Source organism: Exiguobacterium sp. s22, assembly GCF_018617455.1.
Lineage (GTDB): Bacteria > Bacillota > Bacilli > Exiguobacteriales > Exiguobacteriaceae > Exiguobacterium.
Genome location: NZ_JACSKD010000007.1, coordinates 102,128 through 119,942 on the forward strand (window position 1 = coordinate 102,128; position 17,815 = coordinate 119,942).

At 44.1% G+C, this 17,815-nt stretch carries 15 protein-coding genes and 2 riboswitches; of the genes, 9 read left to right on the forward strand and 6 right to left on the reverse strand.

The annotated features are described in order from the left end of the window. Positions 1-13 precede the first annotated feature (13 nt). Together KNO94_RS12135 and KNO94_RS12140 are read left to right on the forward strand one after the other, a co-directional pair. A complete protein-coding gene (locus KNO94_RS12135; RefSeq protein ID WP_214780050.1) occupies positions 14-841 on the forward strand; it encodes a type II CAAX endopeptidase family protein in 828 nt (275 codons plus the stop codon). Positions 842-869: 28 nt separating this feature from the next. Further along, a complete protein-coding gene (locus KNO94_RS12140; protein WP_214780052.1) occupies positions 870-1,391 on the forward strand; it encodes a GNAT family N-acetyltransferase in 522 nt (173 codons plus the stop codon). Between the two features lie 32 nt (positions 1,392-1,423). On the opposite strand, the gene KNO94_RS12145 is transcribed toward KNO94_RS12140, so the two are convergent. The 3 genes from KNO94_RS12145 to KNO94_RS12155 all read right to left on the reverse strand — a co-directional run bounded on the left by KNO94_RS12145 (position 1,424) and on the right by KNO94_RS12155 (position 4,065). Beyond that, the gene (locus KNO94_RS12145; protein ID WP_214780054.1) at positions 1,424-2,926 is read right to left on the reverse strand and encodes an N-acetylmuramoyl-L-alanine amidase family protein; all 1,503 of its coding nucleotides are present in this window, start codon (positions 2,924-2,926) and stop codon (positions 1,424-1,426) included. A 173-nt stretch (positions 2,927-3,099) separates the two neighbouring features. Then, positions 3,100-3,348, reverse strand: a complete 249-nt coding sequence (locus KNO94_RS12150; RefSeq protein WP_214780056.1) for a hypothetical protein — start codon at positions 3,346-3,348, stop codon at positions 3,100-3,102. Between the two features lie 63 nt (positions 3,349-3,411). Next, entirely contained in the window at positions 3,412-4,065 is a 654-nt protein-coding gene (locus tag KNO94_RS12155; RefSeq protein ID WP_214780058.1) for a hypothetical protein, read from the reverse strand. Between the two features lie 248 nt (positions 4,066-4,313). On the opposite strand from KNO94_RS12155, the gene KNO94_RS12160 reads away from it, so the two are divergent. Then, the gene (locus KNO94_RS12160; RefSeq protein WP_214780066.1) at positions 4,314-5,576 is read left to right on the forward strand and encodes a tetratricopeptide repeat protein; all 1,263 of its coding nucleotides are present in this window, start codon (positions 4,314-4,316) and stop codon (positions 5,574-5,576) included. A 50-nt stretch (positions 5,577-5,626) separates the two neighbouring features. On the opposite strand, the gene KNO94_RS12165 is transcribed toward KNO94_RS12160, so the two are convergent. Then, positions 5,627-5,944, reverse strand: a complete 318-nt coding sequence (locus tag KNO94_RS12165) for a hypothetical protein (RefSeq protein WP_214780068.1) — start codon at positions 5,942-5,944, stop codon at positions 5,627-5,629. 195 nt (positions 5,945-6,139) lie between these two features. Beyond that, on the reverse strand, positions 6,140-7,981 hold the full coding sequence (locus KNO94_RS12170; RefSeq protein ID WP_214780070.1) for an ATP-binding protein: 1,842 nt from the start codon (positions 7,979-7,981) through the stop codon (positions 6,140-6,142). A gap of 270 nt (positions 7,982-8,251) precedes the next feature. Here KNO94_RS12170 and KNO94_RS12175 point away from each other — a divergent pair, with 270 nt between their 5' ends. From KNO94_RS12175 to KNO94_RS12200, 6 genes are all read left to right on the forward strand, one after another. Then, positions 8,252-8,857, forward strand: coding sequence for a flavin reductase family protein (locus KNO94_RS12175; RefSeq protein ID WP_214780072.1), 606 nt, complete (start codon positions 8,252-8,254; stop codon positions 8,855-8,857). Between the two features lie 171 nt (positions 8,858-9,028). Beyond that, positions 9,029-9,979, forward strand: a complete 951-nt coding sequence (locus KNO94_RS12180; protein ID WP_214780074.1) for an AAA family ATPase — start codon at positions 9,029-9,031, stop codon at positions 9,977-9,979. Continuing rightward, positions 9,976-11,046 (forward strand): DUF58 domain-containing protein, encoded by a 1,071-nt coding sequence (locus KNO94_RS12185; RefSeq protein ID WP_214780076.1) that lies wholly within the window; start codon positions 9,976-9,978, stop codon positions 11,044-11,046. The genes KNO94_RS12180 and KNO94_RS12185 overlap by 4 nt, the downstream gene beginning before the upstream one ends. Further along, a complete protein-coding gene (locus tag KNO94_RS12190) occupies positions 11,043-13,142 on the forward strand; it encodes a transglutaminase domain-containing protein (RefSeq protein WP_214780078.1) in 2,100 nt (699 codons plus the stop codon). The genes KNO94_RS12185 and KNO94_RS12190 overlap by 4 nt, the downstream gene beginning before the upstream one ends. A gap of 41 nt (positions 13,143-13,183) precedes the next feature. Next, positions 13,184-13,284: riboswitch (purine riboswitch) on the forward strand. A 112-nt stretch (positions 13,285-13,396) separates the two neighbouring features. Further along, complete coding sequence (gene guaA, locus KNO94_RS12195; RefSeq protein ID WP_251125969.1) at positions 13,397-14,920, forward strand: glutamine-hydrolyzing GMP synthase; 1,524 nt, start codon at positions 13,397-13,399, stop codon at positions 14,918-14,920. 134 nt (positions 14,921-15,054) lie between these two features. After that, a riboswitch (purine riboswitch) is annotated at positions 15,055-15,156 on the forward strand. Between the two features lie 88 nt (positions 15,157-15,244). Then, complete coding sequence (locus KNO94_RS12200; RefSeq protein WP_251125965.1) at positions 15,245-16,606, forward strand: NCS2 family permease; 1,362 nt, start codon at positions 15,245-15,247, stop codon at positions 16,604-16,606. 23 nt (positions 16,607-16,629) lie between these two features. Here the strand turns inward: KNO94_RS12200 and KNO94_RS12205 are convergent, their stop codons facing one another. Further along, positions 16,630-17,475, reverse strand: a complete 846-nt coding sequence (locus KNO94_RS12205) for a VanW family protein (RefSeq protein WP_214780082.1) — start codon at positions 17,473-17,475, stop codon at positions 16,630-16,632. Positions 17,476-17,815: the final 340 nt, after the last annotated feature.

The window sequence follows — 17,815 nt, forward strand, 5'->3', positions numbered from 1 at the left end:
AGGGGTGCTGACAATGTATAAAAACAAATTCATTCTTTTCTTTTTATTGATTGCATTCGGCTATTCATGGGTAGTTTGGATGAGTCTTTATTGGTGGACCGATTTACCGATCATGGCAATCGTCATCTTGGGGGCGTTTGGACCTAGCATTTCCGGGTTTCTCACGATGTATCGACTTCGAGGTGGGGCGGGAGTCAAACACCTGCTTCGAAAGAGCATTCAGTTTAAAATGAGTTGGAAAACATATGCGATTCCATTCGTATTGATTCCATTCTTATTTCTTGTTGCCTACTGGTGGACGGATCGAAGTGGTGCCTTAATCGTTCGCGAACCATGGTGGGTTGTCCCTTATTTCCTCTACATGCTGTTTCTCGGTGGGACGTTGCAAGAAGAGTATGGATGGCGTGGCTACTTACTCGATGCGTTGCAGTCAAGACTCGCCCCGCTCTGGGCCAGTTTGACATTAGGCATCGTTTGGACACTTTGGCACGTTCCGCTCTTCTTTATGATTGGAACAGGACAGAGAAACTTGCCGTTTTGGGCGTACGGGTTAGCCGTGATGGCCTATACGATCCTCATCACTTGGGTATACAATGGCTCGTCGCGTAATTTGTGGTCTGCTTTTTTGATGCACACGATGTTCAATGTGATGCTCGTGATGGTCGGATTTGAAGCGGAAGATGGTTATCCGATCGGGTTTATTCATTTGACGATTATCTTATGGACGGCAGCGATTATCGTCATATGGAAGACGTACGGGAAGTTAAATTATGAGCCACTTGAAGAAATGCTTCCCTCGTATCCAAGTGTTACGCGACGTTTGCGCGAGGGTAAAGAGTAGGACAAAAAAAGAAAAGGAAGTGGACGTCTTGAATTTTCGTGCACTCGAACAATCAGACGTGAAATCTTTGCAGCGCTTATTCATGGAGAGTTTGAGTGATTTGATTCGACGAGAGCGTTTTGAAGATGCTGATTTACTCGATGAAGAAGTGGCGCGTCTGAATACGACGATTCAGGATCATTTCGATGATGATACGGTTCACCTGTACGTCGTAGAAGAGGATGGTGCCATTGTCGGAGCGGGAGCGTTATTACCTCCGAATGAGATTATCTCGGGACATCTGGAGCTAGAACGCGATGCGATTGAATTAGGGAGTGTGTACGTGACTCCGGGCATGCAGCGACAAGGCGTAGGACAGTATGTATTATCCGAAATGCGACGTGAAATGCTTGCACAAAAAAGACATGTCTTCTATTTAGATGCAGGATTTCCAAGTGCGCAAACGTATTGGCAAAAACGATTGGGGGCACCGACCCTTGTCCTCGAACATTATTGGGGACCCGGTGCACCGCACATGATTTGGCGAATCGATCTAAAAGACATGAAATAAGGAACTTAGCCTGAGTGCTAAGTTCCTTATTTTTAATAGTATGCACGCATGAATTGATGAATACCAGAAGCAGTCGCTTCGGCCATGCGCTGACGATATGTCGTACTTAACAAGTAAGAACGGTCATTGGAGTTACTAATAAATCCATACTCCACGAGTGTAGACGGGGCGATGTTTTTCCCGACTACGTATACGTTCTGATATTTCACGCCACGATTTTGAATCGTCGAGATCCGTGAACCGATTTCCTTATTTATAGTTGAGCCAAGGGTACGGCTAGCAGAGACGTAAGGGTTAGTCGTATAACTTTCTGACGTTGGTACGAGTACCTCATGTCCATTTGCAGTGTTATATACAGAGGAGTTCGCATGAAGACTGACAAAGACATCAGACTTGTAGGATTTACTCAGAGAAACACGGTCTGCTAACGAAATATAAGTATCGCTTGAACGTGTCAATTTCACATTATAATCATACGTATTCGATAATACGCTCGCGAGTCGCTGAGCGATATCAAGTACAATCACTTTCTCGTAAACGGAACCGTACGTGGCACCGGAGTCATTTCCGCCATGCCCAGCATCGATGACAACCGTTTTACCAGTTCCGTTCGTATCGGTCGGTGTTGTGACTGTCGTCGGTTTGAGGTATTCGGAGGCGACATAACCGGTTTTTCCGTTATAGGTGACTTTATACCAAGAATCGTAACGGCTGACATATTTGACAACCGATCCAGCCGGAATGACCGTCAAGACATCGCTCCAAGAAGCGGCGCTGAGTCTCATGTTTAGGTTGACCGTCGTCTCATAATAAGATGATGGTGTCACCGGAGCTGAAGTAGCCGATAAATAATCTGATGCGACATAACCGGTCTTCCCGTTATAAGTGACTTTATACCATGAGCCGTAGCGGCTCACATACTTAACGGTTGCGCCAGAAGGAATCGTCGTGACGACATCACTCCAAGAAGCGGCACTCAAACGCATATTTAAGTTTGCTGTCGTTTTATAATAGTCTGACGGTGGGACTGGGGCGCTAGTCGGTGTTAAATAGTCCGATGCGACATAACCGGTCTTCCCGTTAAACGTGACCTTATACCATGAGCCATAGCGACTGACATATTTGACAGTAGCATCGGCAGGAATGACGGTAACGACATCACTCCAGGAAGCAGCAGTGAGTCTCATGTTTAACCGATCTGTTGTTTTATAATAATTTGAAGTACTCGAGACGTTCACGTATTGAGAGGAAACATAACCGGTTTTTCCTCCATAACTGACTTTATACCATGAACCATATGTACTGACATAAGTCACGCTAGAGCCGGACGGGATTGTCAAGAGAACAGGGCTCCACGTTGCGGCACTTAATCGAAGGTTTAAGTTGGCGGTTGTCGTGTAAGTTGAAGCGGCCTCGGCGACGGTTGATTGGATTCCAGATGAATCCAAGTTAAATGGGACGAACGCTGTCCCGGATAATACAAGCGAAGAACTTAAAAAGAGTTTTAAGCTCCATGACGATTTTGATTCATTCAATGTTCAAGCTCCTTTATTCATTAAACTAGCGACAAGGGCGGCATATGAGAGTGCATCTAAGTTGTCCCTGTTTATTATATAAGTAAAAAGGAAAAAATGGAGGGAAATATATAATTCATTTATCTTTTTTTCAAAAACAAAAAAAGACGCACGAGGCGTCTTTGTAATTTTAATTAAATTAATCTTGGGAGTTCTTCATGCAAAGAGCTCGATTTTTCTTCAAAATATACAATACGAGGTAAGTCTTCTCCGAAAAGTTTAACAGGCTCTTCAATTTTAACAATTCGTGGCAAATCTTCACCAAATTGTTTAACAGGCTCTTCAATCTTAACAATACGAGGTAAATCTTCACCCATTGGCTTGATGCTTCCTAATAACAATACTGCTCCTGCGATACAAAGAATTCCTGCTACTTTTTTCATGATTATTCCCCCATTTAGAGTTTGATATAATTACATAACTTGTTAGCTATGATAATTGAAATTTCAGTTTGTCAATGACTGATAAATAGTTTGAGATTGTTGTTCAATACAATCACTCAAAGATCCACTATATTCACTTGGAAAATCTGGATGAAGAATAACGATGTTATCGCTCTTATCATGTGTAGTTAAAACGGGTGCATTAGCGAGTTGGCTCAGAAGGCTACTACAAGACGGTATGGTGCTATATTCATTTTCTCTTAGGAAACTTGGTTCCCAATGAAACGTAGCTTCTGGAAGTAAATAAACTACATGTCCTTCTTTTAATAGTTCAACACATTGATTCAACAGATCGTCCTGATTATTTTCAATGTTCAGATATTCAAAGTTGTAAAAATGTTTATCATAAGTTGTTGTAAAACCACGCTTAATGATAGAAAGTGATAATTCTGGACCGACTAGATATAGTTTTTTTGATATTTTATGAGCATCAATTGACTCAAAAATTAATCGAGGTAACAATTGATAGTAATCAATTTGAAATGCATTGACGATAAATCCGGTAGTTGAGAGTAACATTTGTGATAGATAGTCAAGTCCACGAAATTGCTTTTTAGTATCTTTAGAATAGATAATGCTATCAGTAGAAGTTTTAGAGCGGAAATAAATTTTTGGCTTGATATAATCTTCAGCGAGAAGGAAACTTAATTTACCCATTAGCAATATTCACCTCCGAAAAACGTAAATCCGACTTCAGGATTATGATTCATTTAGACTACCTAGTAGTGATTTATTAGTTAAATTTTATCATGGTATTCAGGTCTTTCGAACTGTCGTAGGTTGGGAAACTTATACGAATAACCCGTAAAATTTAAGTGATTTTAGAATGGAATTTCCTAAAAACGAATAAAGTAGAGGAAAATTTAAGAGATGCAATTAATTAGGTCGAAGGGGCTATGTCTTTAATGGAAAATAATTATGGGAACCTGATTAAGATTGAACGAATGCGTCAGGAGATGAAACAAGCTGTTTTAGCACGTGGTATTTGTTCGGTTTCATATTTAAGTAAAATCGAAAATAATCTAACATCACCTAGTGAAGAGGTATTAGAACTACTATTTGAAAGATTAGGATTAAATGTCCTGTTGTATCACGATTTTGGGGAGCAAGCTAAGAAAATTGAAAATGAGATTAATGAAATATTAAAAGATGCTATTTTAACTAGGAAAGATCGTGGTAAACAGGAACAAGTAATCAAATACTTAAATCACCCGGTCGTTAATCAGTCAAAAAGCTTATATATTACTTTATTACTTGCATTAGGGAGATTTCAAATTATGCCTGATGGTAAGGGTGAATATTTGAAGCAAATTGGTTGGATAGAGGATCAATTATCTCGCGAAAACAAACTTAGATTCTTAACGATGAAAAGTTTGATACTGTTTGATGATAATTCAAAAGAAGAATCTTTTAAGTTGTTAGAATTATTGAATAGAGAGATTCCAAAGGCTAATTTTCCAGATTGGGAAATTGCTGATATGCGGTACATTATTGGGGCTTCCTACTATCGTTTTACAGAGTACTTACCTGCAATCGAAAACGTGAAAATCGCATTAGAGTATTTTCAAGAGCATTTTTATTTAGAGAGAATTGTAGAATGTCATTTAATTATAGGATTATCTTTAAAAAGAAGAAGAAGGTTTACGGAGGCATTATCGCATTATCATCGTGCGGTAAAAGTGATTAGTGCCACAGAACGAACAGACTACTTTGGGATGTTATACAACAATATGGGGGAGATTTATTCTTCATTAGGAGAGCAAGAAAAAGCTCTTGAGTATTTCATGCAAAGCTTTGATTACAAATTAGAAGTGAAAAGTAAGTTGTACAGCGTCCTTTCTCTCATAGAAGGTTATGTAAATTATCAAAATACAGCAGAGATTTTAAATTGGCTCGATAAAGGATATGAAATCAAAAGCGATCGTAGTGGGTTAGAAGAGTTTGATCATCACTTTAAAATTTATGAATACTGTTACCGAACACATGATAAAGATGCTTTAATTCAAGCACTAAAAGCTGCTGTAGTGTATTTTGAAACAATTAATGATTTCATTTATATCCAAAAATATTCACTATGGGTTGCTCAGGAATTAAAAACTTCAGGAAAGTACAAACAAGCAACAGACTATTATGAAAAAGTGATTTCAATCATGTCACAAGCAGAATGACGCTCAAAAAGAGCGTCATTTTTTATGTAATGAGACACCATGTCACTTATTTATGGTGTCGTAAAATAGTGCACAGTCCAGACTTGCTCTTGAGTTAGGCGTTCATCTTCTATATGACCGTTCAGGACTTGCTGCAATAAATGAATCAAGTGTTTTTGAAGATTCCCATCGTGTGAGCCGCTGTGCAAAATTTCTTCCTCGCTCGCTATGATGTAAAATCCCCCAAGCCGTAATGGAATATGTTTTCGAATCAAAGAAGCGGCGGCCTGAAACTTTGCTTGTTCGCCTATTTGAGGAACGTCAATCTCAAAACGTCCCCATTGATTAAAATCTCCAATTTCTGAAAAGGGTGGGTCACGATGATCCAATGGCAAGACCTCCGATCCTAGCATCTCTTTATATTCAGTATATCTTGTTTTCAGTTTAATACGTGCAAAAATAAATGAATAGGTATATCCCCTTCATTCCGAATAAATCGCTCTCGTTCCTTTCTATATTTTGTAAACTGAATCCTGCTGATTCTGTTAAAAAGAGTCAAAAATAACACGGTCGTAAAGACCGTGTTATTGCATGATGTGCTCTTTCGAAGTAGGAAGTTCACAGATGAATGTACTTCCTTCCCCGTAAACGGACTCTACATGGAGTTGTCCATCATGTGCTTTAGCAATTTCTTTACAAATGGCGAGACCGAGACCGGTGCCTCCGATTTTTCGGCGGTCTGAGTTATCGACGCGATAAAATTTACCGAACAGGTGTGGGAGCGAGGCGCTTGGGATTCCCATACCATGGTCTCTCACTTTCATCACGACTTCTTCATCTACACGCTCGAGCGAGACAAGGATATTCCCACCATCCGGCGAATATTTAATGGCATTGCTCAATAGGTTGCCAAGCAATTGCCGCATCCCTTCTAAATCTGCATCAATGGTGAAATCTTGTTCAGAATCAGCGTCGATGAATAACTCGTGTTGGTCGGTGGTTTCTTGATAAAAGGCAACGCTATCGGACACGAGTTGATACAAATCGACTGGTTCCCATTCGAATGTTTGTTTTCCTGACTCCATTTTTTGTAGATCCAAGAAATCATTGACGAGATAAGACAGTCGTTTCGCCTCGTCATGAATCGTTTTTAAATAGAGCTCTCGTCGATTTTCTTTTAAGTCACGCGACAGCATGAGCTCGGTAAATCCATAGATAGACGAAAGGGGTGTTCGGAGTTCGTGAGAAACAGTCGATACGAGTTCGGATTTCATACGATCTACTTCCGTCTCGGCTGTGACGTCACGTAAGACGAGCATCGTTCCGCGAAGTCGGCGGTCACGATAGACGCTCTCCGCATAGAGCTGGATGAAGCAGTCTCCTTGGTCAATCGAAATGGTGAGTCCGTCTTCCGGTGTGTCTTGTGCGAAAACACGTTCGAAGTAACGAACGAATTGCTCCTGTTGATCGACCCGCTCTGCTAGCTGTTCGATATTGATGTCGATGGCTGATAGTTCTTCATATCCTTTGTAATCAAAGTGAAGGTCATCAAACATACGGATGAAGGCACGGTTCCCTACGACCGTTTCGTCCTCATAGTTGACGTATAGAATCGCCTCACGCACCGAGTTAATCAATTGAGCGGTCTCTTTTCGATCCTGTTGCATCTGACGATAAAGCTGCATCCGAAGAAGCGAGATGGCAAGTTGACTCGCGAACGCATTCAACTCTGACTTTTCACTTGCATCATATTGCTCATCGTAACGAGCCAAATACAGACAACCGATGAGACTGTTGTCTGACGGGTTCGTAATCGGAATGACCGTTTCATAGATATAGTACGGATACGTGTGTAACGCATCGACGACACGTTTAGAAGTTGCTGCAGGTAATTTTGAAATCATCACTCGTTTTAACAAGAGTGACTCCTTCTTCAAACTTTCTTGTTGGTCTTCTGTCATCTCCTTTGGTACGACTGACGTGATTTCACCGTCTTTCGTGAGGAGAAGGGCGCCAAATTCAGATTTTGTGAGTAAGACAATTTTTTCAATCACAGAAGAGTAGTCGAAGAGTGATTCTTTCGAAGCTAACACTTCAATCAACTCATTTCGGTGTTGAAGATTCATTTCATTTAACTTTGATTCATTTAATACATATTCAAGTTTTTCTTTCTTCGCTTTCAGTCTGCTGTTCTGGTTTGCCATCCGATTGATGAGCGGACGACCAATCAATAAAATGGCACTGATGAACATGACTAGTCCAATCATCCAAATCCATCGGAGAGCCGTGAGCTCAATAGTTGAAACATTTCCATCTCTCACGAACCAAGCTCCAATCAGAGTCAAAACGAGACTGAATCCACATACACTATATAAAATACTGAGTATTTGACGACTGTTCAGTTGTTCGATCCACTTGCTGATCATTCTTTCTACTTCCTTCCTTGAACATAAAAAACCGATCGGCCACCTCTTCCTTGCCCTGCATTTTATGAAAAGGGGAAAGGAAAATGAAACAATTTGCTTATACGATGTGCCAATATGACACATAAAGCGATATGACACATAAAGCGATATGACACATAAAGCGATTTACCCGTATTTGCTAAAATATATACGTGTCAATCTTCTCGACGTTGACATTATTCATGAAAGATATTATCTTGAATTTAAGATAAAAATGAGGAGTGTGAGTAGATGTTATCCATCGAACCGTCGGCTTTGACCGAACGTGATACCTATAAATTTTTGATTGGGAGCATTGTACCAAGGCCGATCGCCTTCGTGACGACACAACATGGCGACGTGATCAATGCAGCCCCGTTCAGTTATTTTAACGTAGTGGCTTCGAACCCGCCGCTCGTCTCCATCTCCGTCCAACGAAAAAATGGTGTGATGAAAGACACTGCACGAAACGCGTTGCATACGAACGAGTTGGTAATTCATGTGGTGGATGAGACAAACGTTCTTGACGTGAATGAAACCGCCGCAAATTTAGCGGAAGATGAGAGTGAATTAACACGAACGAACTTCACGATTCAACCGAGTGACGTGATTGCGACACCCGGGATTAAAGAAGCGAAGATCCGATTCGAGTGCGTGCTTCATCACCATTTACCAATCGAACACGATGGAGAAGTGACTGCAGATTTACTGATTGCGCGGATCGTGCGTTTCCATATCGATCGGGAATTATATGTGCACGGACGCATCGATGCGAAACGGTTGGCTCCAGTCAGTCGGATGGCTGGTAACAGCTATGCGACACTCGGTGAACTTTTCGATGTGAAACGTCCGGAATAATCGATAAACGTGTCCGTTCTTTCTAAAGAATGGACACGTTTTTTGGGTAAAGAAAGAGGGAGCGTATTTGCGTGCGGTATTTCTTTCATTCCGCTACTCGCTTATGTCACAATAAAGTCAGAACATTCTAACTTTCAGTCATCCTAGATCAGAGAAAAAGGGGAGTCCGTCATGTACCGTCCAACTGTCCAATCGATTATCACCGCCATTGAAACCGTCATTGTCGGAAAAGAAGAAGTCATCGCTAAAAGTCTCACTGCCTTATTGGCAGGAGGGCATGTATTGCTTGAGGATGTGCCGGGTGTGGGGAAAACCATGCTCGTTCGTACGTTTAGCCGAGCCGTCGACTTAGATTTTAAACGTATTCAATTTACCCCTGACATGTTGCCGTCTGACTTGACCGGGATTTCGATGTATAACCAAAAAACGAGAGAGTTTGAATATCGTCCTGGTCCACTCATGGGGAATATCATCCTGGCAGATGAAATCAACCGGACTTCACCAAAGACGCAGTCCGCATTGTTAGAAGCGATGGCTGAGCGAAGTGTGACAGTGGACGGAGAGTTGAAGGTGCTACCGTCACCATTTTTCGTTATGGCGACACAGAACCCGATTGAACATGAAGGAACATACCCGTTGCCGGAAGCACAACTAGACCGTTTCTTACTCAAAATCGAAATGGGCTATCCAACTTTCAATGAAGAGATTGCGCTCTTATCACGCTTTGAAAAAGATGAGCCGCTCGAAACACTTCATAGCGTCATCACGAAACAAGAAGTCGAACTGATGCAGCGTGAAGTAAGGGAGGTTCATGTATCGAGTGCGGTCAAACAATATATCGTACGCTTGGTACATGAGTCACGTAAAGACCCACATACGTATTTAGGAGGAAGTCCAAGGGCTACTCTGGCATTGATGAAAGCCGCACAAGCGTGGGCCTATATTCACAATCGTGATTTTGTGTTGCCGGATGATGTCAAAGCGATGACGACAAGTGTTCTCGGACATCGTGTCTTGTTGACGGCGGAAGCTCGGTATAAAGGAAAGACGCCAAATCAATTGATTCAAGATTGGCTCGACACGTTACCTGTCCCGATGGATCGAGAGGTTAATAAAATATGAAAAACTGGATGAAGCTGTTCGTTGTATGGGCGGCGGCATTCGGATTGTACGCATTTGCCCGAATTGAAGGTAGTATCGTCGCATCCACGTTATGGTGGTCGTTCGTCGTGCTGACCGTCTACTGGACGCTCTTCATGATTTATCCCGTGACGGCCGCAAACGTATCGCGTCGTGTGACAACGAAACGACTCGTTTCCGGTCAATCGATGGATGTCGAGTTACGAATCGAACGAAAATATCCCTTCTTGATCGGAATGGTCACATTAGAAGAACGATTGCCACAGCGGCTGATTGAGGAGAACAAAACCATAATCGTTCCGGTTGACCGCTTCTTTCGACGTGCCGAAGTCGTTCACTATGATGTCGATGTAATCAAGCGGGGGATTCATGTCTTTGACCGGACGATTCTCCACGTGCGTGATGTATTTGGTTTGTTCGACCGTAAAAGGACGTTACGGGTTGAAACCGTCGTAGAAGTGTCCCCCGCAGAACTTCCCTTTGACTTACCACGGGATGAACACATCGGTGGACGTGGTGAACAATATCGTCAAACACGTACGTATACGGAAGTGGCGAATACAACGAGTGGGGTTCGAGAATATGCGGCGGGAGATCGAATCGGACGGATTGATTGGAAAGCATCCGCACGCCGGGGGAATTTGATGACAAAAACGTTTGACCAAGAACAAGAGAAGAAACTCTCTCTCGTGTTCGTCCCTGCCGCTTCGGCAGAGTATGAAGAAGCGTTCGAACGGTCCTTGTCCTTGCTCGTTGGGGCGATTCGTCAGTTAGAACGAAAAAACTTACCATTTGAGTTATACGTGATTGAAGAACAAGTGCGCTTGTTTCATCTTCCGGATCAAAGTGCAGAGGTCGGTCATTACCTGCTCACCGCAACACCGGAAGCGGAAGGGCGTCTCGTGGAGAGGGTCAAGCGGAATCTACCGCAACAGACCGGGGATATTATTTTAATCAGCCCGTTTGAAACGAACTCAATTCGTGAACTCATGCATGAGACGCAAGGAAGTTATCATCTGTATACGGCAGTAAGAGAGGTGACGGCATGAAGACATGGGTGACACGAATCCTCTATACAGCGCTCGCTGCCTATCTTTTGTCTTTCTGGATTGAGCCGATCGTCGGAAGTACGACGTTTGATTCCGATTGGCCGTTTTATTTTCTATTGATTGTGCCAATGTTCGCTAGTCTTCTGACATGGAGTGCTTTTCTTGGAATTTCTCTTTTGAACTTCTTGATCGTCCTGTACTTCTATCACGGAAGTATCGTCGACTGGTTTGGGATTTGGATGCAGGATTTGATGGGGGTGGTGAGCGGGAATTTACCGAACGAGGCCATTTTCTTTTCTGCTATGGCGCTCATTGGTCTTCTATTCGCCGTACTAGTCGGAAGAACCTATCCGAGTTATGGATTTGCACTCGGCATGATTGTGTCGACACTTGGTGTCATGGCTTACTTTGACACCTGGACGCTTTATGACGGAGAACGGAACATCTTGTATGCGATCATCACATCGCTCTTATTGTTGTTTGTCACCGATTTAGCGAAACGACCGAGTCAATCACTAGTACGGTTCGTCAGTATCGGTTTGCTTCTCAGTGTAGTTGTTGCGCTCGCAAGTGCATCCCCAACGCTCGAAGGTGATTGGTCTGACCGAATAACGACGAGTTTCCGGAATGCGACGACGGAAGGAGAAGGGAGCGGACCGGGGCGAGTCGGATACGGTGTGAACGATGAGGCGTTAGGTGGTCCGTTTGAACAGGACGATGGAATTGTCTTTATCGCACGAGGGGTTCCGGCCCGTTATTGGCGCATCGAGTCTAAAGCCATCTACACAGGAAAAGGGTGGGTCGAGGCACCGGTGTTGGACTCTAATTATAATCGCGGACAGTTAGTTGACTCGGATGTGGATACGACCCCCGAACAGGCGCTGTTACGTTTCGATCGCCGCCAGACTTTTGTGCCATACGGTGGTGAATATCCGCAAGCGACAGAAACAGAATCGGGAACCGAATTCCGGGTCGGTGATATCGAGCAGGCATTCCCGAATGAAACGATCACGATGCAACCTTCCGGGAAAATTGTCTTTGAAAATGAGGGGCAGGCGACACCTCGAACGATTCAACTTCGGTACAGTGTTCCTGCATTTTCTGAAGAACAGCTCGCATTAAATGAAGAAGTGAGCTCCCTCACGGATGAGGAAAAGCAAGTCTATTTACAACTACCGGACGCATTACCAGATCGGGTACGTGACTTGGCAACGGAAATCACGGCGGATAGTGAAACGCCGAATGAAAAAGCAAATGCCGTGGAAGCATATTTCCGAAACGGAGAATTTCAATACGATACCGAAAATGTTGCCCAACCAGAAGAGGATACAGATTACGTTGACCAATTCCTCTTCGACACACAAATCGGATACTGTGATAACTTCTCGACGTCAGCTGCCGTGTTGTTGCGTGCGAACGGCATACCGACGCGTTGGGTAAAAGGGTTTACGATGGGTGACACACGAGGGGTCGTTCAAGGTGAAGAAGAACATACGATTCGAAATCGCCACGCTCACTCGTGGGTCGAGTATTTCATCGAAGGTGCGGGTTGGGTGCCATTAGAGGCAACGATCAGTTTCTCGGACGCCAACTTATTGCAGATGGAACGAGAGACGGATATGGAAGATAACACGCCAGCTACGAACGACCCGCAAGCAAATGCGGATGGCAACACGCAAAACCGTCTTCAAGAAGATTTGTTGATTGATGACGTCACAACAGGCGATGTCCAGGAAGAAAGTCGGAGTATCCCAGTATGGGGCTGGATCGTCATTCTTTTCCTTGTGGCGATTCTGATTTGGAATCGGAAGGTGATTGAACGGCAAGTCATGTATGTATGGTGGATGAGTCGCCCGCTCACGGATGGAAGTCTCGTCTCGATGCATCGATACTTGATGAAGCGACTGCACGCGAACGGATTTAAAATCGATGGTCGGACGCCTTCGGAACTTGCCAAAGAAGTGGATGCCTATTATGAAACAAATGACATGACCCGCTTAACAGCTCTGTTTGAACAAGCAGTGTATGCGGAACAAGAGCCGAATTCAAAATATAAAGAATATTGGAAAATCATGATTCGTCGAATTATGAGTTGAAGTGACGGGGTGCATCAAGTAAGATAGACGCATTAGTTAGATAATTGAACATGGCATTCCTTCGTATATACTCGTGAATTGGCGCGAGAGTCTCTACCGGACCACCGTAAATGGACCGACTATGAAGGAGCACGTTTCGTATACAAAGAAAAGGGCGTGCTTCTTCTTCGGTTTGGGTGAATCTGGGGGAGAGGCGCGTCCTTTTTTTGAGGAGAAGGCAGAAAGGTGGAGATTTCGTGAAGGTAGAACAAGAAATGATTTTGGTGCTTGATTTTGGTGGTCAGTATAACCAGTTGATCACACGTCGTGTCCGTGACCTTGGCGTATACAGTGAGTTGCATTCACATAAGATGACGGCAGCGGAGATTCGCGAATTGAACCCGATCGGCATCATCTTCTCGGGTGGACCGAACAGCGTATACGCGGAAGGCGCATATCGTTGTGATCCAGAGATTTTTGAACTAGGTATTCCAATCTTCGGAATTTGCTACGGGATGCAACTCATGACACATCACTTCGGTGGTCGTGTAGAACGTGCCGCTCATCGTGAATACGGAAAAGCGACATTGTTCTCGACGCCGGAAGCATCAGCGATTTACAACGGGCTTCCAGTCGAACATACAGTATGGATGAGCCACGGTGACCTCGTCATGGAAGCACCGGAAGGATTTATCGTCGATGGGACGAACCCATCTTGCCCGGTCGCTTCAATCAAAAACGATGAGTTGAAAATGTATGGCGTCCAGTACCATCCAGAGGTTCGTCATTCGGAGTACGGAAACGACATCTTGAAAAACTTCATCTATGAAGTATGTGGTGCCAAAGGCGAATGGTCGATGGAAAACTTTATCGATCTCGAAGTGGAGAAAATCCGTGAAATCGTTGGCGACAAGCAAGTGCTCTGTGCGCTTTCGGGTGGCGTAGATTCTTCTGTCGTTGCCGCACTCGTTCATCGCGCAATCGGTGATCAGTTGACGTGTATGTTCGTGGACCATGGTCTCCTTCGTAAAGGAGAAGCGGATAGCGTCATGAAGACGTTCGCAGACGGATTCAACATGAAGGTCATTAAAATTGATGCACAAGAACGTTTCTTGACGAAATTGGCTGGTGTCTCAGACCCTGAGCAAAAACGTAAGATCATCGGAAACGAGTTTATCTACGTATTTGATGAAGAAGCATCGAAACTCGTCAATATGGACTTCCTCGCACAGGGGACGCTCTACACAGACATCATCGAGAGTGGGACAGACACAGCACAAACAATCAAATCACACCATAACGTCGGTGGATTGCCAGAAGATATGAACTTCACGTTGATCGAACCACTCAACACGCTCTTTAAAGACGAAGTCCGTGCACTCGGTACAGAGCTCGGTCTTCCTGACTATATCGTTTGGCGCCAACCGTTCCCAGGTCCAGGTCTCGGAATTCGTGTCCTCGGTGAGATCACGGAAGAGAAGTTAGAAATCGTGCGTGAATCCGATGCGATTTTACGCGACGAAGTGAAGAAGGCTGGACTTGAACGCGACATCTGGCAATACTTCACGGTGCTCACGCCGATTCGCTCGGTCGGAGTCATGGGTGACGAGCGTACGTACGACTATGCTGTCGGTGTCCGTGCGGTCACTTCAATCGATGGCATGACGTCTGATTGGGCACGTATTCCATGGGATGTGCTTGAGAAGATCTCTGTCCGGATTGTAAACGAAGTCAGCCACGTTAACCGTGTGCTGTATGACATTACGTCTAAGCCACCTGCAACAATTGAATGGGAATAAGCTGAACAGAGGGGATATCCCCTCTGTTTTGTCTTAAAACCGAACATTAACGATTTTTATCGATTTAAAATCCGTAAATTTAGTTGACATTCTATTTTCACGCTGATACGATAAGAACGTTCTTATTATAACCGAACAATTATAAAATATTTTGCCGTATAATGTCGGGGATATGGCCCGAGAGTCTCTACGAAATCACCTTAAATGATTTCACTACGGCGAGACATAGATGAGGGTGTATACCCTCGTATGTTTCGCGTGGGGTCCTCGGTCATTTGCCGGGGGCCTTTTCTCGTTTTACGGCGAGTACAAGGAGGAAAACAAATGAGCACACAGCTCAAGCAAGAACAGCAACAACCATCAACAACGAGTCGGATCGATCGTTACTTCCAACTCACGGCACTCGGCACGAGTGTTCGCACGGAACTGATCGCGGGATTCACAACATTCCTCGCAATGGCGTACATTCTGTTCGTTAACCCGAACATCCTTGGGGCAGCGGGGATGGATACAGGGGCGGTCTTCGTGGCGACAGGTCTTGTCGCGGTGGTCGGTTCATTGACGATGGGACTTCTCGCGAACTATCCGATTGCGATTGCGCCGGGCATGGGTCTCAACGCGTTCTTCGCATATAGTGTCGTCATTGGGATGGGTATCCCGTGGCAAACGGCTTTATCGGGTGTACTCGTATCAGGTCTTTTCTTTATCGTATTGACGCTCTCAGGAATTCGCGAAACGATTGTCAACGCGATTCCGGCTCCGCTCAAAATGGCGGTTGCTGCAGGGATTGGTTTCTTCATCGCGTTCATCGGTTTAAAAAATGCAGGTATCGTTGTTGCGAACGAAGCGACACTCGTCAGTCTTGGTTCACTTGGAACGGGTACGACATTACTTGCGGTATTTGGTCTTGTGGTCAGCGCCTTGCTTATGGCGCGCGACGTAAAAGGTGGTATTTTCATCGGGATGCTGTTGACGGCGATCGTCGGAATGATTTTCGGTCTCGTGCCGACTCCGACAGCAATCTCAGACGTTGTATCCATGCCACCGAGTATGTCATCAACGTTCGGTCAAGCATTCATCAACTTCGGGGATGTCTTCACGCTTCAAATGCTCGTTGTCATCTTGACGTTCTTCTTCATCGATTTCTTTGATACAGCAGGAACGCTCGTCGCGGTAGCGCGTCAAGCAGGAATTATGAAAGAAAACAAAGTACCACGTGCAAGTAAAGCGTTGTTAGCTGACTCGACTGCAACGGTGGCAGGTGCAATCTTCGGAACATCTACAGCGACTTCATATGTTGAATCGTCAGCGGGTGTCGCTGCCGGTGGACGCACAGGGTTGACTGCCGTCTTCGCAGGATTGTTCTTCGGGTTAGCGTTGTTCTTCTCGCCATTATTGGCAGTCGTGACGGCGCCAGTCACAGCGCCTGCACTCATCATCGTTGGAGTGCTCATGGCTTCGGCGCTTCTTGATATCGATTGGAAAAAGATTGAGATTGCAGTTCCTGCATTCTTGACGATTATCATGATGCCATTGACGTCATCAATCGCAACGGGAATTGGGCTTGGGTTTATCCTTTACCCACTTATGATGATTGCGAAAGGGAAGACGAAAGAGATTCATCCGATCATGTATGGAATGCTAGTCATCTTCTTGGCATACTTCATGTTCTTGCCACACGCATAAGTTCATTTGAAAAGCCGGCTCTTTTATGAAGGGTCGGCTTTTTTGTATGCAGTATTTTCAGGTAGGAATGGGTCGTACATCGTGATCGCATGATTTTCTGTGATGAACTCGTTTCGAAGATGTATACCATTCATTGAAGTGACTTCTCTAAAAATCTGGTTATGTCGGATCGTCCCGCCCCACCATTCGCGAGTGAAGTGATGATTTTCTTCATATATACGATACTGTTCTTTATTTGGGATGTTCGAACGCCACTCACCGACTAAATGATCTCCCTCTATATATAGAAGGAGTTGATACGTTTGTGACGTTTGGTTTGTGATTTGCAAGTCGAGATAATTGTAAGAACATGTCGCACCACTCCCGAAAGGTTGATCCCGTCGGTAATCTGGGAACACGTCGTAGCTGTGACGATAACGTTCGGTTACGGTCAATGGGCTATGTAAGGTGATCCAATAGATTAGATTGGACAGCTGGCATAGACCACCACCGATTCCTGAAGTGACTTTTCCGTAATGAAGAATCATTCCGTCGACGTATCCTTTACGTTTCGTCGGCTTGCCGATCATCTTCCAATAGGAGAGGACGTCGTTTGGAGTCAGGATAGAGCCGTTCAGTTTGGCGATGGCGATCTTCAAATTGGTTACCTTGTTATGCTGAACTTCCATGTCGACATCACGAAGTTGGCGATAAAGAGGGGTTCGATGCGTATGAATCAGGTAAGGCATTGGGTGGGGGTTTCGTTTTGAAACATATTTGCGTTTGTCCGTCATCCATTCGAGTCGTCTCTTTAGCGTATAGACTTGGGTGCCGGACCATATTCTGAATGGTGAACGTTTCTTAGGTCGCTGTAGATCAGATTGCATCATGTGGGAGCTCCTTATAGGTTTATGGTCGTTATTAGATATAAATGTATTCTTTATAGTGATTTATTCTTCCTTCAATGAGTTGGGATTCGAACTTTGGATGATGCGAAAAAAATTAAAAGTTTTTTTAGAATAATGCTTGCAAGATTAAAATACAGGTGATATAGTTATCTCTGTTGCCAGCGACAAACGTTGAACAAACAAAAAAGTTGTTGACATCAAAAATAATTAAATGTTATTATCATTTAGTCGCCAAGAGCGGCAGACGAACTTTGAAAACTGAACGATGAGGCAAAAATAAGTTTTACCATTTTTGAATGAAGCGCAAGCTTCGTCAATTTAA

Coding starts and splice junctions, on each gene's coding strand:
- KNO94_RS12135 (WP_214780050.1), top strand. CDS start 14: ATGTATAAAAACAAATTCATTCTTTTCTTTTTATTGATTGCATTCGGC.
- KNO94_RS12150 (WP_214780056.1), bottom strand. CDS start 3,348: ATGAAAAAAGTAGCAGGAATTCTTTGTATCGCAGGAGCAGTATTGTTA.
- KNO94_RS12155 (WP_214780058.1), bottom strand. CDS start 4,065: ATGGGTAAATTAAGTTTCCTTCTCGCTGAAGATTATATCAAGCCAAAA.
- KNO94_RS12160 (WP_214780066.1), top strand. CDS start 4,314: ATGGAAAATAATTATGGGAACCTGATTAAGATTGAACGAATGCGTCAG.
- KNO94_RS12170 (WP_214780070.1), bottom strand. CDS start 7,981: ATGATCAGCAAGTGGATCGAACAACTGAACAGTCGTCAAATACTCAGT.
- KNO94_RS12175 (WP_214780072.1), top strand. CDS start 8,252: ATGTTATCCATCGAACCGTCGGCTTTGACCGAACGTGATACCTATAAA.
- KNO94_RS12180 (WP_214780074.1), top strand. CDS start 9,029: ATGTACCGTCCAACTGTCCAATCGATTATCACCGCCATTGAAACCGTC.
- KNO94_RS12185 (WP_214780076.1), top strand. CDS start 9,976: ATGAAAAACTGGATGAAGCTGTTCGTTGTATGGGCGGCGGCATTCGGA.
- KNO94_RS12190 (WP_214780078.1), top strand. CDS start 11,043: ATGAAGACATGGGTGACACGAATCCTCTATACAGCGCTCGCTGCCTAT.
- guaA (WP_251125969.1), top strand. CDS start 13,397: ATGATTTTGGTGCTTGATTTTGGTGGTCAGTATAACCAGTTGATCACA.
- KNO94_RS12200 (WP_251125965.1), top strand. CDS start 15,245: ATGAGCACACAGCTCAAGCAAGAACAGCAACAACCATCAACAACGAGT.
- KNO94_RS12205 (WP_214780082.1), bottom strand. CDS start 17,475: ATGATGCAATCTGATCTACAGCGACCTAAGAAACGTTCACCATTCAGA.